Genomic DNA, 14,511 nt, shown 5'->3' on the forward strand with positions numbered 1-14,511 from the left:
TGGGGTGGAGCCTGACGATGGCGAAGGATGCGATTGAACCTGCCGAAGGCGAGGAGCATCAGCGCATCGACTCCACATTCCGAAACGGCTCCATCACGGCCATCGGCGTCGTCGTCGGCTTTTCACTCGGCTTCCTGAGCCACTGGGCGGCGCTCCCCGGGGAATGGATGCCCTCGGACCTCGCCTCGGTAGCCCTGATCACGCTCGGCCTTGCTCTGCAGGTCAAGGCGCTGGCGGATCTGCTCCTGGTCTCGTCGCTCCAGCTCAAGCGCTACAACCGGTCGATCCGGGTTTTCATGGCCGGCCTGATCATGGTCAGTCTCGGAGTCGTGTTGGCCGTCTTCGCCGATCTCCTCGGCTTTGGCGGCATCGTCCTTCAGACCTGACCCCGGTCAATCGAAGCCCGGCTTGCCGCTGCGGCCCTTCTTGATCTCCGCGCGGCGTCCCTTCGCTTCGAGCCTGCGCTTCTTCGAGGCGAGCGTCGGCCGCGTGGGGCGGCGCGGCTTTGGCCGCTCGGTGGCCTGGCGGATCAGCTCGACGAGGCGCGCCACCGCATCCTCCCGGTTGCGCTCCTGGGTGCGGAAGCGCTGCGCCGTGATGATGAGCACGCCCTCATTCGTCATGCGCCTGCCGGCGAGCCTCTCCAGCTTCTCCTTCACGTAGTCCGGCAGCGAGGGCGAGTTGCGCACGTCGAAGCGCAGCTGGACGGCGGTCTCGACCTTGTTGACGTTCTGCCCGCCGGGCCCCGAGGCGCGGATGAAGCTCTCCTGCAGTTCGGCCTCATCGATAGCGATGGAATTCGTGACCTCGATCATGGGGCCTCTGGCGGAGCATGGAGAAAGACAAGTGGAGCAACCGGATCGAAATCCAATGCAAGCTTATCCGGCGCTTGTCGATGCCCTTGATCCGCCTTAAGCGCATCATGCACGCCGCTTTTGCCGGATTGCCCGCTCCCTCCCGCTTCGGATTCCCATGTCCGCCGTCTTCGCCAGCCTGATCCCGACCTTCCTGATCATCGCCACCGGCTGGCTGTGCCGGGCCACGGGCTTCATCAACGAGCAACAATGGGCGGGGCTGGAGCGCGTCACCTATGTGATCTTCTTCCCGGCGCTCATCATCGACACCCTGTCACGGGCCGACCTCTCCTCCGTGCCGGTCCTCGGCGTCGGCGGCGCGCTCGTCGGTTCGATCCTCATCATGGCGGTGATCGTGCTCGCCCTGCGTCCTCTGCTGGAGCGCTCTTTCGGCATCGACGGACCAAGCTTCACCTCGATCTTTCAAGGCGCCACCCGTTGGAACACCTTCGTCGGCCTTGCCGTCGCCGGCAGTCTCTTCGGCCAGCGCGGCATCGCCCTGATCGCGGTGGCCATCGCCGCCATGGTGCCGCTCCTGAACCTGCTCGCCTTCTACGTCTTCATCCGCTTCGCCGGTCAGCCCAGGCGAAGCCCCTGGGACATCCTGCGCTCCTTCGTGACCAATCCCTTCATCTGGTCCTGCGCCGTGGGGCTTGCCCTCAATCTTCTGGCGCCGCCGCTGCCGAAGCCTCTGGCTGCCTATATCGACCTCATCGGCCGGGCGGCGCTTGCGGCGGGCCTGATGATCGTCGGCGCTGGACTCGACATTCGCCGCCTCGCCCGTCCGGGCCTGCCTCATATCCTGGCCGCGGGATTGAAGCTCGTTCTCATGCCGGTCATGGCCGGAACCCTCGCAGGCCTTGTGGGCGTCGCCGGGAATGACATGACGGTGACCGTCATCGCCGCCTCGGTGCCGTCCGCCAGCGCAGCTTACGTGCTCGCCCGGCAAATGGGCGGCAATGCCGGGCTCATGGCAGAGATCCTGACGCTGCAGACCCTGCTCGCCCTGCTCTCCATGCCCCTGCTGATTTCCCTTTGGGGTTGATGGATTGGAACGTTTTTACAATTACAGGTATAATTTATCTGCTTGCCTTATTAACAGTTGTGTTGCTAACTAGGACAATTGCAACAAAGAGACATCGTCATTGGTCATGACAAAAGCCTTGCGCGGTTCCAGGAGAGCCTCTTCCGCCAATGACCAGCCGCGGGCTGAGGAGAAAGGCCGCCTCGGCAGCAGCACCATGACGCCGGTCGAGACGGCTCGATACGTGGCGGAGTTTTCGGCGGAGCTGTCCTATCTCGCCCGCAAGGCCAATCTCGATCTCCTGGCCTACCTTCTCGACATGGCCCGGCTCGAAGCCATCCGGACGGTGCAGACGGATGCGAAGGACGACTAGAACTGTTTCCACTGACGTGGAATCATCCCTCTTCTGTGGCGTGCCGCATTTCTTGACGGCGAACCGGATCCCCTTCGCCGAAATATGCTCTAAGCTCCGATCAATGACACGGCATTGCCGCCGTGTCGCTCGAGACGTCCGGCAATTTCGAGTTCCAGCAGCGCCATCTGAACATTGCGGATCGACAAACCGGACTGCCTGACGAGATCGTCGATGGCGACGGGCGAGGGCCCGAGAAACGTGATCAGCTCTGCCCCACCTTCCTCGGTCTCCTCCTCGTGGCCCGCATCGGGGATGACGGGCCGTACAGGAGCTCGGGCGATGTCGGGCAGATCGAGTTCGTCCCAGAGCTCCTCGACGCCGGCCGCGTGATGCGGCTCCTCGGCGCTCCTGTCGAGGCGCGGCCCGGAGGCGATCAGGGGCTCGAGCACGTTGGTGACATGCTCGACTCCGGCACAAAGCGTGGCGCCCTCGCGGATGAGATCGTTGGTGCCCTCGGCACGGGGATCGAGGGGCGAGCCCGGCACCGCGAAAACCTCCCGTCCCTGCTCCAGGGCAAAGCGCGCGGTGATGAGCGAGCCGGAGCGACGGGCCGCCTCCACCACCACGACGCCGTAGGACAGGCCCGAGACGACGCGGTTCCGGCGCGGGAAATCCCGCCCGCGCGGCTCCCAGCCCATGGGCATCTCGGAGATCACCGCCCCGCCCTGCTCGAGAATAGCCTGGAGCAGCGGCTCGTTCTGCGCCGGATAGACCCTGTCATGTCCGCCGGCCAGTACTGCGACCGTGCCGGTCTGAAGCGTCGCCTTGTGGGCCCTCGTATCGATGCCTCGCGCCAGCCCCGACACAACCACGTAACCTGCCTCGCCCAGCTGCCGCGCCAGGCGCTCGGCGAAGGTCAGGCCGGAGGCGGAGGCATTGCGCGAGCCCACGATGGCAACGGAGGGTTTGGCCAACACCTCAGCATTGCCGCGAAGCGCGATCAGCGGCGGCGCGGTGTCGATGGCCTGCAGGGTCTTCGGGTAATCCGGCTCGCCCATGGCGACGAAGCGCACGCCGAGGCGCAAGGCTGCGGTCATTTCCTTTTCGGCCTCGGCCCGGCTGCACACTTTGAGCATCAGGCGCCCGCCGCGACGGGCGAGATCGGGTAGGGCCTCGAGGGCGGCGGCCGCGCCGCCATACTGGTTGATCAGAGCGCGGAAGGTGCGTGGGCCCACATTCTCCGAGCGGATGAGGCGAAGCCAGTCGAGACGCTGCTCATCCGTCAGGATCATGGGCTTATCCCTTCTGCCCGATCTTGCCTTCGGTGCCGGCAAGGAGGCGGCTGATGTTCTGGCCGTGCTTCCACCACAGCAGCGCCACGAGGATCACCGCCACGCCGGCCATGCCGGGCTCGCCGAGGAGCCACAGAACAATCGGCGCCGCGGCGCTGGCGACCAGGGCGGAGAGCGAGGAATATTTGGAGGCGAAAGCGACCCCGAGCCAGATCAGGCAGAAGATCAGCGCCGCCAGAGGCTTCAGGCCGATCAGAACGCCAATGAAGGTGGCAACGCCCTTGCCACCCTTGAAGCCGAGCCAGATGGGAAAGAGGTGGCCGAGGAAGGCTCCCAAGGCTGCAACGATCGCAAATTGCGGCCCCCACTGCGCGGCCAACAGCACGGCGGCCGTGCCCTTCAGGGCATCGGCAAGGAGCGTCGCTGCCGCGAGGCCCTTGCGACCGGTGCGCAGCACGTTGGTGGCGCCGATATTACCGGAGCCGATCTTGCGCACATCGCCGAGGCCGGCCATGCGGGTGAAGATCAGGCCGAACGGGATCGAGCCCAGCAGATAGCCGAAAACAAGAGTGCCCACTAGGGAAAGGAGATTGGCTTCGTCAGACATTCTTTGTGGTTACACCGTATCGCGATTGAAGACTATCCTGCCGCCAACCATCGTCAGCGTCACCTGTCCTTCCAGACGGGCTTCGTCGAACGGCGAGTTCTTGGACAGGGATTTGAGCTGGCGCTTGTCAAGCACGTAAGGCGCGTCCGGATCGAAGACGATGAGGTCGGCCGGAGCCCCGATTGTGAGCCGCCCGCCGGGCAACCCTAGGATTTCCGCGGGTTTCGTGGACAGGGCCCGCAAAAGCCGCGGCAGCGAAATACGGTCCGCATGGACGAGGCGCAGCGCCGCCGAGAGCAGCGTCTCGAGCCCCACGGCGCCATTGGCGGCCTCGGCGAACGGCAAACGCTTGTTCTCCACATCCTGTGGATTGTGGTCCGAGACGATCACGTCGATGGTGCCGTCGGCCAGCGCCTCGATCATCGCCTGCCGGTCGTCCTCGTGCCGCAGGGGCGGCGAGAGCTTGAGAAACGTGCGGTAGTCGCCGATGTCGTTCTCGTTGAGCGCCAGGTGATTGATGGAAACGCCGCAGGTCACGGGCAGCCCCCTCGCCTTCGCGGCGCGCACGATCTCCGCCGAATCGGCACAGGAGATCATGGCGGCGTGGTAGCGTCCTCCCGTGAGGCGCACGAGGCGGATGTCACGCTCCAGCATCACCGTCTCCGCCTCGCGGGGGATACCGGGCAGCCCGAGGCGCGAGGAGAACTCGCCCTCGTTCATCACACCCTGACCGACGAGATCGGGATCCTCCACGTGGTGGATGATGAGCGCGTCGAAGTCGCGGGCATAGGTGAGCGCCCGGCGCATGACCTGGGCGTTGGTGACGGAGCGCGCCCCATCCGTGAAGGCGATGGCGCCGGCCTCCTTGAGGCGACCGATCTCCGCCATCTCCACGCCCTGCAATCCCTTGGTCAGGGCGGCCGCCGGGCGGATGTTAACGACCGAGGTGTCCCGCGCGCGGCGTACGATGAAGTCGATCACCGCCGGATCGTCGAGGGCCGGGATCGTATCGGGCATGGACACGACGGTGGTGACGCCACCCGCCGCGGCCGCCTCGCCGGCGCTCTTGAGCGTCTCGCGGTAAGGCCCACCCGGCTCGCCGATGAAGGCGCGCATGTCGATGAGGCCAGGGCTGAGCACCTGGCCCATGCAATCGATCACCCGGGCGTCGGCGGCTTGCGTGACCTGCGGCCCGACGGCTTGGATCACGCCGCCGCGCACCAGCACGCCGCCGCGCTCCTCGCGGTCGCCGGCGGGGTCGATGAGGCGGGCATTTTTCAGCAGAATCGGTCTATCAGCAGGCGTCACAGGTGGTCTCCTTTCCCTCTCCCCTCTGCGGGAGAGGGTGGCCTGCGAAGCAGGTCGGGAGAGGGGCCGTTTCCGGCTTCAATCGCTTGTCGGACGGAGTCAAGAACGAGATTGCCGTTGCCGAGCATCAGATCGTTAGAAAAGCGAAGGACCTGGAAGCCCTGGCTGCGCAGAAAGGCATCGCGCCTCTCGTCAAGGGCACGCTGCTCCGGCGCATCATAGGGAACGCCATCCAATTCCACGATTACTCTCGCCTCCGCGCAGAAAAAGTCGACGATATAAGGCGCAATCGGCACCTGACGCTTGAATTTATAGCCGTGGAACCGGCCGGCCCGCACCTGCTGCCAGAACAAGTCTTCCGCCCGTGTGGGAATCGAGCGCTGCTCCTTGGCGAAGGAGCGGAGTTTTGGGGTGACTTGGTTCTTTCGATTCTGGTCCACGGCCCCCTCTCCTGGCCCGAAGGGCCACCCTCTCCCGCTTCGGGGAGAGGGACTTGGTACGTCACCTGTTCGGCAGATGGCTCGCCAGAGCCTCCAGCACCGCCATGCGCACGGCGACGCCCATCTCGACCTGCTCGCGGATGAGCGACTGCGCGCCGTCCGCCACGTCCGAGGAAATCTCCACGCCGCGGTTCATGGGGCCGGGATGCATCACGAGCGCGTCGGGCTTGGCGAAGGAAAGCTTCTCCTGATCGAGCCCGTAGAAGCGGAAATACTCCTTCAGAGACGGGACGAAGGAGCCGTTCATGCGCTCGTGCTGGAGGCGCAGCATCATGACGATATCGGCATCCTTCAAGCCCTTCTCCATGCTGGTGAATGTCTCGAAGCCCAGCCGCGCGATGCCCGGCGGCAGCAGGGTCGAGGGCGCGACGAGACGCACCCGCGCGCCCATGGCGGCGAGCAGGATCATGTTGGAGCGCGCCACCCGCGAATGCAGGATGTCGCCGCAGATCGCGACCGTGAGACCTTCGATGCGGCCCTTGTTGCGGCGGATGGTGAGCGCATCGAGGAGCGCCTGGGTCGGGTGCTCGTGCGTGCCGTCGCCGGCATTGACAACCGAGCAATCGACCTTCTGCGCCAGCAGATGCACGGCGCCGGCCGCATGATGGCGCACGACGATGATGTCGGGCCGCATGGCGTTGAGGGTGGCCGCCGTGTCGATCAGCGTCTCGCCCTTCTTCACCGAGGACGAGGCCACCTGCATGTTCATCACATCGGCGCCCAGCCGCTTGCCGGCGATCTCGAACGAGGATTGGGTGCGGGTGGAGGGCTCGAAGAAGAGATTGATCTGGGTCCGGCCCCGGAGGGTCGTCTTCCTCTTCTCGATCTGACGGCTCACCTCGACCTGTTCGTCGGCAAGGTCAAGAAGCGCCTGAATGTCCAAGGGAGACAGCCCCTCGATGCCGAGGAGATGCCGGTGGGGAAAAACGGATCGGGGGGCGTCGCTCATCTTAAAGCGATGGCTATAGGCGGTCTGGGAAAAGGCGGCAAGCGAGGGATTTGGCCAGAAGGCAGATTATGCCCAGATGTGACAGGCCGTCTTTCCGTCGCCGCCCTAAAATAGAGAGCGCCGCTTTTGGAGGGTCAGGCCATGTCACCCCATGACACGCACGAGGTCTTCAACCAGACGCCGCCGCTCAGTGACGTGAACCTGATCGCAGGAGACAAGCCACTGCTCGACGCGCTCAAGGTCAGTGGCGTCGACCCGGAGTCGGAAGGTCTCATCGCCTTCGGCGCCGCCTGGGGCTCGGCGGAGCGGCTCGATCTCGGCCGCCTCGCCAACGAGAACCCGCCGCGGCTGCGCACCCACGATGCGCGGGGCTACAGGATCGATGCGGTCGAGTTCCACCCGGCCTATCACGTGCTCATGCGGGCCAGCATGGAGGACGGGCTCCATGCCTCGACCTGGGACGAGCCCAGAAGCGGTCACGCCCATGTGGCACGCGCCGCCCGGATCTATACGGCTGCAGGCGTCGAGAGCGGGCACATCTGCCCGATCACCATGACCCATGCCTCCGTGGCGGCACTGGCCGCCTCCCCGAACCGGCTGAACGACTGGCTGCCGAAGATCCGCTCGCGCACGTACGATTCCCGCTTCATTCCGTTCTGGGAAAAGAGCGCCGTCACCATCGGCATGGGGATGACGGAGAAGCAGGGCGGGACGGATGTCCGCGCCAACTCCACCCGAGCCGACCCGAAGGCCGGGGACGAATATGCCTTGACCGGCCACAAATGGTTCATGTCGGCGCCCATGTGCGATGCCTTCCTGGTGCTGGCCCAGGCGCCGGGCGGGCTCACCTGCTTCCTCGTGCCGCGTTTCAGGCCCGACGGCTCCCTCAACGCCCTTCGCCTGCAGCGGCTGAAGGACAAGCTCGGCAACCGTTCGAACGCCTCCTCCGAGGTCGAATTTCACGAGGCCTTCGCCTGGAGGATCGGCGAGGAAGGCCGCGGGGTGCGCACCATCATCGGGATGGTGCAGCTGACCCGCCTGGACTGCGCCGTGGCCTCGGCCGGACTCGTGCGAATGGGGCTGGCGCTAAGCCTTCACCACGCCCGTCACCGCAGCGTGTTCCAGAAGAAGCTCATCGACCAGCCGGCCATGCGCATGGTCCTGGCCGAGCTGGCCTTGGAAAGCGAGGCCATGACGGCTCTGGCCCTGCGGGCGGCGCACAGCTTCGACCATGAAGCGACGGACGACCATGAGTCCGCCTATGCCCGGCTCGTCACGCCTGCGGCCAAGTTCGGCATCTGCAAGGCGGCTCCGCGTCTCCTTTTCGAGGCCATGGAGTGCCTCGGCGGCAACGGCTATGTGGAGGAGAGCGCCCTGCCCCGGCTCTACCGGGAGGCACCGGTCAATGCGATCTGGGAGGGCTCGGGCAATGTGATCGCCCTCGACATCCTGCGTGCCGAGACCCGGGAACCGGAGGTCGCCACCGCCGTGCTCGAGCGCCTCATGGCCGATGTCCGCGACCTTCCGGGCGCGTCCGACGCGGCGCGGGACATCGTCATGGCGCTCCACTCCCCCGACGCCGAGGCGAAGGCCAGACTCGTGGCCGAGAGGCTTTTTCTCCTCGCTGCCACGGCGGCTCTCGCCCGTTCCGCCCCGCCTCAAATCACCGAGGCCTATGCCCGAACGCGCCTTGCCTCCCCCTCCCGGATGATTGGCGCCAACGATCTGGGAGACGCCGTGCCTCCCTTGCTGGAGCGGGCTTTCGTGGCCATATGAGAAACCTACGGCCAAGTCCGATTTGACTTGTCCGCAATCATCAACCACTTATCCCGCCCTGCGACGGTCAGGGGCTGACCGTCGTGTCCCGCCCTGGCAGCAGGGCGTCCGCCTGCCCCCGCTTTTAGGAAGCCGTCCATGAAAGTCCTCGTCGTCGAGTCGCCTGCCAAGGCCAAGACGATCAACAAATATCTCGGCAAGGATTACGAGGTCCTGGCCTCCTTCGGGCATATCCGCGATCTGCCCGCGAAGGACGGCTCGGTCGACCCAGATGCCGATTTCCGCATGATCTGGACGCTCGAGGACAGGGGCTCGAAGAGGGTCTCCGACATCGCCAAGGCGATCAAGGGGGCCGAGAAGCTCATTCTCGCCACCGACCCGGACCGCGAGGGCGAGGCGATTTCCTGGCACGTGCTGGAGGCCCTGCGCGAGAAGCGCGTTCTGAAGGACCTGCCGGTCGAGCGCGTGACCTTCAACGCCATTACCAAGGACGCGGTGCAGACGGCACTCCGCAACCCGCGCCAGATCGACCAGGCGCTGGTCGATGCCTATCTCGCCCGCCGCGCCCTCGACTACCTCGTCGGCTTCACCCTCTCGCCGGTTCTCTGGCGCAAGCTGCCCGGCGCCCGCTCGGCGGGCCGCGTCCAGTCGGTGGCTCTTCGCCTCGTCTGCGACCGCGAGCTCGAGATCGAGACCTTCAAGCCGCGGGAATACTGGTCCCTCATCGCGACCCTCGCCACCAGGGACGGCGGCGTGTTCGACGCCCGCCTCGTCGGCGCCGACGGTAAGAAGATCCAGCGCCTCGACATCGGCAACGGCAAGGACGCCGAGGCCTTCAAGAAGGACCTGGAGCTCGCGACCTTCTCGGTGGCGAACATCGAGGCCAAGCCCGCCAAGCGCCACCCCTACCCGCCCTTCACCACCTCGACCCTGCAGCAGGAGGCCTCGCGCAAGCTCGGCCTGGCTCCCGCCCAGACCATGCGCATCGCGCAGCGTCTCTATGAGGGTGTCGACATCGGCGGCGAGACGGTCGGCATCATCACCTATATGCGAACCGATGGCGTCGACATGGCGCCGGAAGCCGTGCAGGCCGCCCGTCGGGTGATCGGCAAGGAATACGGCGACCGCTACGTGCCGGGCGTGCCGCGCAAGTACTCGACCAAGGCCAAGAACGCCCAGGAGGCCCACGAGGCCATCCGGCCGACCGACATGAGCCGCCTGCCGAAATACGTGTCCAAGTACCTGGAGCCCGAGCAGGCCCGGCTCTACAACCTGATCTGGACCCGCACGATCGCGAGCCAGATGGAATCGGCCGAGCTGGAGCGGACCACCGCCGACATCAACGCCCAGGTCGGCCCGCGCAAGCTCGACCTTCGCGCTACCGGCCAGGTGATCAAGTTCGACGGCTTCCTCACGCTCTACAACGAGAGCAAGGACGACGAGGCGGACGAGGACGAGGGCCGCCTCCCGCCCATGAAGGCGGGCGACACGCTTGAGCGTCGCCGCATCGCTGCGAGCCAGCATTTCACCGAGCCGCCGCCGCGCTATTCGGAGGCCTCCCTCGTGAAGCGCATGGAGGAGCTCGGCATCGGCCGCCCTTCGACCTATGCCGCCGTGCTGCAGACCCTGCGCGACCGCGAATACGTGAAGATCGAGAAGAAGCGGCTCGTCCCGGAGGACAAGGGACGCATCGTCACGGCCTTCCTGGAGAGCTTCTTCCGCCGCTACGTGGAATATGATTTCACGGCGGATCTGGAGGAGCAGCTCGACCGGGTCTCGAACAACGAGATCGACTGGAAGCAGGTGATGCGCGAGTTCTGGAACCACTTCTCGGCCGCCATCGGCGAGACCAAGGAGCTGCGCACCACGGAGGTCCTCGACGCACTGAACGAGCTGCTCGGGCCGCACATCTTCCCGGACAAGGGCGATGGCTCGAACCCGCGCACCTGCCCGACCTGCGGCACGGGCCAGCTGTCGCTCAAGCTCGGCAAGTTCGGCTCCTTCATCGGCTGCTCGAACTACCCCGAGTGCAAGTACACCCGCCAGCTCGCAGCTACCGGCATCGACGGTGACGGAGAAGGCTCGTCCGAGAACGGCGGCCAGCCTGGCGTGAAGGTGCTGGGCACCGATCCGGACACCGGCCTGGAGGTGACCCTGCGCGATGGCCGCTTCGGCCCGTTCGTGCAGCTCGGCGAGGGCGAGAAGCCCAAGCGCTCGTCCCTGCCGAAGGGCTTGGCGCCCGCGCAGGTCGATCTGGAAAAGGCGCTCAAGCTCCTGTCGCTTCCGCGTCAGGTGGCTGTCCACCCGGAATCGGGCGAGCCGATCCTGGCGAGCATCGGGCGCTATGGACCTTACGTCCAGCACGGCAAGACCTATGCCAATCTGGGCGCAGGCGACGACGTGCTGGAGATCGGCGGCAACCGTGCCATCGACCTGATCGTCGCCAAGGAGAGCGGCGGAGGCGGCGCCCGGCGGGGTGCGGCCGATCCGGGCCGGCCCATCGGCGAAGACCCGGAATCGGGCAAGTCGATCGTGGTCAAGGCCGGGCGGTTCGGACCTTACGTGACCGATGGCGAGACCAACGCGACCCTGCCGCGAACGATTGCCGCCGAAGCTGTGACGCTGGATCAGGCGGTCGATCTTCTCAAGGCGCGCCGGGCGGCCGGTCCGTCGAAGAAGCCCGCTCGTGGCCGCAAGGCCCCGGCCAAGAAGGCTGCGGCCAAGGCGCCTGCAGCGAAGAAAGCGGCTCCCAAAACCGCTGCCAAGAAGAGCACGGCCAAGAAGGCGGCTCCGAAGAAGACGGCCGCCAAGACTGCTGCTGCGAAGAAGACCGCGAAGGCGGGTTGAGCGCGATGAGGGAGTGGGTGTCTTGGCTGCTGGTGGACCATGCCGATCAGGTCGAGATCATGCTCCGGCTCTTCGGAGCGACCCTCGCCGGCATGGTGATCGGCATCAATCGAGACCTTCACAATAAGCCGATCGGGATGCGGACGCTCGGCATCGTGGCTCTCGGCTCCGCCATCGTGATCCTGTCGGGCTCGGTTTATGAGGGGCTACATTTCAACCAGGACGCGGTCAGCCGCGTCATTCAGGGTATCCTGACGGGCTTGGGCTTCCTTGGCGCGGGATCCATCCTGCGCGCCAAGGACGGGACGGAAGTTCAGGGGCTGACGACGGCATCCACCGTATGGATTGCGGCCGCTCTCGGAGTAACCGCAGCCCTGGGGGCGTGGTTCATCACCATCGCCGGAACCCTTGTGACTCTGCTTGTTCTGACCTACGGCACGCGGCTCGAAGCAAGGCTCATCCGCATTTTCGGCAGGAGCCGGAATGCGGACGAAGATACTTTAGAAGACTAGGCTGAGCCCCAACACGGCGACGGCAGCCATCCCGAGCCAGATCAGAGTCGAGCCATAGGAGCGATGCGCCGTAGGCGCGGCGTCGGGTTCGTCGAAGGCGAAGGCCTCCCCCGCATTGCGCGCGGCGCGGTCGAGGTGAAGCTTTTGTGCTGGTCTCAATGTCGTCCGCGTCGTCACGTCCCGATCTCCCGTTAAGCTCATGCTTAACTATTCAACGTGAATGGAATTTAAACAGTTCCTGATGACAGCAGAAAGACAGCCTTTAGAGGGAATTCGTTGGTAACCTTTACAAGGTAGCGTACCCTCACTTTTATCGCTTGCGACCCAAAATCAGCTTCACGTTTCCGTTTTGTTCTCGTATAAAAACGGGATGAGAAATAGTGTAAAGAAGCGCGAATCATCATCCCGGACTAAGGTCCCAATGACAGATAACGACGATCTCTTCGGGGGCGCCGGGCCTAAGCGCGCCGCGCCTGCCACGGCCCGCAATGCCGCCGTCAAGGTCTCCCGCCAGGCGCCTCAACAGGGCACGCCGGACGAGGCCGGGTACGACGCGTCGGCCATCGAGGTGCTGGAGGGGCTCGAGCCCGTCCGCCGCCGGCCGGGCATGTATATCGGCGGCACGGACGAGAAGGCCCTGCACCACCTCTTCGCCGAGGTGATCGACAACTCCATGGACGAAGCGGTCGCCGGCCACGCGAGCTTCATCGAGGTGGAGCTGGAGGAAGGCGGCTGGCTGTCGGTGACCGACAACGGGCGCGGCATTCCGGTCGATCCGCACCCCAAGTTCCCGAAGAAATCGGCCCTTGAAGTCATCATGACCACCCTGCACGCGGGCGGCAAGTTCGACTCGAAGGTCTACGAGACCTCCGGCGGCCTGCACGGCGTCGGCGTGTCGGTGGTGAACGCGCTGTCCGAGATCCTCGAGGTCGAGGTCGCCCGCGGCCAGACCCTCTATCGGCAGATCTTCGCCCGCGGCAACCCGCAGGGCAAGCTCGAGACCGTGGGCCGCGTGCTCAATCGGCGCGGGACCAAGGTGCGCTTCAAGCCCGATTGGCAGATCTTCGGCAAGGAGGCCCATTTCCAGCCTCGCCGCCTGTTCAAGATGGCGCGCTCCAAGGCCTATCTGTTCGGCGGCGTCGAGATCCGCTGGAAATGCGCCCCCTCGCTGGTCGAGGGGATCGACAACGTTCCGGCGGAAGCGACCTTCAAGTTCCCAAACGGCCTGAAGGACTACCTACTCCACGACATCGAGGGCAAGGAGCTGGTCACGGATCAGATCTTCTCCGGCAAGATCACCAAGCCCGGCAGCCACGGCTCCCTGGAATGGGCGGTCGCCTGGATGACGAACGAGGACGGGTTCTCGACCTCGTACTGCAACACGGTGCCCACCCCCGAGGGCGGCACGCACGAGAACGGCCTGCGCATCGCGCTTCTGCGGGCGCTCCGTGAGCACGCCGAGCGTGTGAATCAGGCAAAGCGCATGGCGGCTGTGACCACCGACGACGTGATGGCGACCTGCGCTTCCATGCTGTCGGTCTTCATCCGCGAGCCGGAGTTCCAGGGCCAGACCAAGGACAAGCTGGCGACCGTGGAGGCCGGACGCATCGTCGAGAATGCGATCCGCGACACCTTCGACCACTGGCTCGCCGCCTCGCCGCAGCAGGCCAACAAGCTGCTCGACTGGGTGATAGACCGAGCCGAAGAGCGTCTGCGCCGCCGCCAGGAGAAGGAGGTCGCGCGCAAGACCGCGACCCGCAAGCTGCGCCTGCCCGGCAAGCTGGCGGACTGCTCCAATGCGGGGGCCAAGGGCTCCGAACTCTTCCTCGTCGAGGGCGACTCGGCCGGCGGCTCCGCCAAGCAGGCCCGCGATCGCGCCAGCCAGGCAGTTCTTCCGTTGCGCGGAAAAATCCTCAACGTGGCCTCCGCCGGACGCGACAAGCTACATCAGAACCAGCAGATCTCCGATCTCGTCCAGGCGCTCGGCTGCGGCACTGGCTCCCAATACCGCGAGGCCGATCTTCGCTACGAGAAGGTCGTCATCATGACCGATGCGGACGTGGACGGCGCCCATATCGCCACGCTGCTCATCACCTTCTTCTACCGGCAGATGCCGAAGCTCATCGACGGCGGTCACCTCTACTTGGCGGTTCCGCCGCTCTACCGGCTGACGCAAGGGGCGAAATCGGCCTATGCCCGTGACGATGCCGACCGGGAGCGCCTCCTGAAGACGGTGTTCAAGGGCAGCGGCAAGGTCGAGATCAGCCGCTTCAAGGGCCTTGGCGAGATGTTGCCGGGGCAGCTCAAGGAAACCACCATGGACCCGAAGAAGCGCCTGCTTCTGAAGGTGGTCGTGACGGACGATGAGAGGCTAGACGCCAGCGATGCGGTGGAGCGCCTGATGGGCAACAAGCCCGAGGCCCGCTTCGCCTTCATCCAGGAGCGCGCCGCTTTCGCCGACGAGGCGGACCTGGATATCTGAGCACC

At 65.5% G+C, this 14,511-nt stretch carries 14 protein-coding genes; 7 read left to right on the top strand and 7 right to left on the bottom strand.

What is annotated here, in order from left to right:
• The first annotated feature begins 17 nt into the window (after positions 1-17).
• Complete coding sequence (locus tag ILT44_RS03530) at positions 18-386, top strand: hypothetical protein (protein ID WP_204238189.1); 369 nt, start codon at positions 18-20, stop codon at positions 384-386.
• Positions 387-392: 6 nt separating this feature from the next.
• Here ILT44_RS03530 and arfB read toward each other — a convergent pair whose 3' ends face one another.
• Positions 393-815, bottom strand: coding sequence for an alternative ribosome rescue aminoacyl-tRNA hydrolase ArfB (gene arfB, locus ILT44_RS03535; protein WP_204238190.1), 423 nt, complete (start codon positions 813-815; stop codon positions 393-395).
• Positions 816-972: 157 nt separating this feature from the next.
• Between arfB and ILT44_RS03540 the strand changes: the two genes are divergently transcribed.
• Positions 973-1,899 carry an AEC family transporter gene (locus ILT44_RS03540; protein ID WP_204238191.1) on the top strand — a complete coding sequence of 309 codons (927 nt, stop codon included), beginning with the start codon at positions 973-975 and terminating at the stop codon, positions 1,897-1,899.
• 106 nt (positions 1,900-2,005) lie between these two features.
• Complete coding sequence (locus tag ILT44_RS03545; protein WP_204238192.1) at positions 2,006-2,251, top strand: hypothetical protein; 246 nt, start codon at positions 2,006-2,008, stop codon at positions 2,249-2,251.
• A gap of 89 nt (positions 2,252-2,340) precedes the next feature.
• On the opposite strand, the gene dprA is transcribed toward ILT44_RS03545, so the two are convergent.
• The 5 genes from dprA to ILT44_RS03570 all read right to left on the bottom strand — a co-directional run bounded on the left by dprA (position 2,341) and on the right by ILT44_RS03570 (position 6,889).
• Positions 2,341-3,525: a DNA-processing protein DprA gene (gene dprA / locus ILT44_RS03550; RefSeq protein WP_204238193.1), complete on the bottom strand. Its 1,185-nt coding sequence runs from the start codon at positions 3,523-3,525 to the stop codon at positions 2,341-2,343.
• Positions 3,526-3,529: 4 nt separating this feature from the next.
• Complete coding sequence (gene plsY, locus ILT44_RS03555; protein ID WP_204238194.1) at positions 3,530-4,132, bottom strand: glycerol-3-phosphate 1-O-acyltransferase PlsY; 603 nt, start codon at positions 4,130-4,132, stop codon at positions 3,530-3,532.
• 9 nt (positions 4,133-4,141) lie between these two features.
• The gene (locus ILT44_RS03560) at positions 4,142-5,440 is read right to left on the bottom strand and encodes a dihydroorotase (protein ID WP_204238195.1); all 1,299 of its coding nucleotides are present in this window, start codon (positions 5,438-5,440) and stop codon (positions 4,142-4,144) included.
• Positions 5,437-5,880, bottom strand: coding sequence for an endonuclease domain-containing protein (locus ILT44_RS03565; protein ID WP_204238196.1), 444 nt, complete (start codon positions 5,878-5,880; stop codon positions 5,437-5,439). The genes ILT44_RS03560 and ILT44_RS03565 overlap by 4 nt, the downstream gene beginning before the upstream one ends.
• Positions 5,881-5,941: 61 nt before the next feature.
• Positions 5,942-6,889, bottom strand: a complete 948-nt coding sequence (locus ILT44_RS03570; protein WP_204238197.1) for an aspartate carbamoyltransferase catalytic subunit — start codon at positions 6,887-6,889, stop codon at positions 5,942-5,944.
• 141 nt (positions 6,890-7,030) lie between these two features.
• Here ILT44_RS03570 and ILT44_RS03575 point away from each other — a divergent pair, with 141 nt between their 5' ends.
• The 3 genes from ILT44_RS03575 (at position 7,031) to ILT44_RS03585 (ending at position 12,024) form a co-directional block, all read left to right on the top strand.
• On the top strand, positions 7,031-8,665 hold the full coding sequence (locus ILT44_RS03575; RefSeq protein ID WP_204238198.1) for an isovaleryl-CoA dehydrogenase: 1,635 nt from the start codon (positions 7,031-7,033) through the stop codon (positions 8,663-8,665).
• A 138-nt stretch (positions 8,666-8,803) separates the two neighbouring features.
• Positions 8,804-11,512, top strand: a complete 2,709-nt coding sequence (gene topA / locus ILT44_RS03580; RefSeq protein WP_204238199.1) for a type I DNA topoisomerase — start codon at positions 8,804-8,806, stop codon at positions 11,510-11,512.
• Between the two features lie 17 nt (positions 11,513-11,529).
• The gene (locus ILT44_RS03585; RefSeq protein WP_204238200.1) at positions 11,530-12,024 is read left to right on the top strand and encodes an MgtC/SapB family protein; all 495 of its coding nucleotides are present in this window, start codon (positions 11,530-11,532) and stop codon (positions 12,022-12,024) included.
• Here ILT44_RS03585 and ILT44_RS03590 read toward each other — a convergent pair.
• Positions 12,013-12,201, bottom strand: a complete 189-nt coding sequence (locus ILT44_RS03590; protein WP_204238201.1) for a hypothetical protein — start codon at positions 12,199-12,201, stop codon at positions 12,013-12,015. The two genes, ILT44_RS03585 and ILT44_RS03590, sit on opposite strands and share 12 nt — an antisense overlap.
• 244 nt (positions 12,202-12,445) lie before the next feature.
• Between ILT44_RS03590 and parE the strand changes: the two genes are divergently transcribed.
• Positions 12,446-14,506 carry a DNA topoisomerase IV subunit B gene (gene parE, locus ILT44_RS03595; RefSeq protein ID WP_204238202.1) on the top strand — a complete coding sequence of 687 codons (2,061 nt, stop codon included), beginning with the start codon at positions 12,446-12,448 and terminating at the stop codon, positions 14,504-14,506.
• Positions 14,507-14,511 lie beyond the last annotated feature (5 nt).

The organism is Microvirga arvi, assembly GCF_016892765.1.
Classification (GTDB): domain Bacteria; phylum Pseudomonadota; class Alphaproteobacteria; order Rhizobiales; family Beijerinckiaceae; genus Microvirga; species Microvirga arvi.

Excerpts from the sequence above, each read along its gene's own strand:
- ILT44_RS03530 (WP_204238189.1), top strand. The coding sequence starts at position 18 with ATGGCGAAGGATGCGATTGAACCTGCCGAAGGCGAGGAGCATCAGCGC.
- arfB (WP_204238190.1), bottom strand. The coding sequence starts at position 815 with ATGATCGAGGTCACGAATTCCATCGCTATCGATGAGGCCGAACTGCAG.
- ILT44_RS03540 (WP_204238191.1), top strand. The coding sequence starts at position 973 with ATGTCCGCCGTCTTCGCCAGCCTGATCCCGACCTTCCTGATCATCGCC.
- ILT44_RS03545 (WP_204238192.1), top strand. The coding sequence starts at position 2,006 with ATGACAAAAGCCTTGCGCGGTTCCAGGAGAGCCTCTTCCGCCAATGAC.
- dprA (WP_204238193.1), bottom strand. The coding sequence starts at position 3,525 with ATGATCCTGACGGATGAGCAGCGTCTCGACTGGCTTCGCCTCATCCGC.
- plsY (WP_204238194.1), bottom strand. The coding sequence starts at position 4,132 with ATGTCTGACGAAGCCAATCTCCTTTCCCTAGTGGGCACTCTTGTTTTC.
- ILT44_RS03570 (WP_204238197.1), bottom strand. The coding sequence starts at position 6,889 with ATGAGCGACGCCCCCCGATCCGTTTTTCCCCACCGGCATCTCCTCGGC.
- ILT44_RS03575 (WP_204238198.1), top strand. The coding sequence starts at position 7,031 with ATGTCACCCCATGACACGCACGAGGTCTTCAACCAGACGCCGCCGCTC.
- topA (WP_204238199.1), top strand. The coding sequence starts at position 8,804 with ATGAAAGTCCTCGTCGTCGAGTCGCCTGCCAAGGCCAAGACGATCAAC.
- parE (WP_204238202.1), top strand. The coding sequence starts at position 12,446 with ATGACAGATAACGACGATCTCTTCGGGGGCGCCGGGCCTAAGCGCGCC.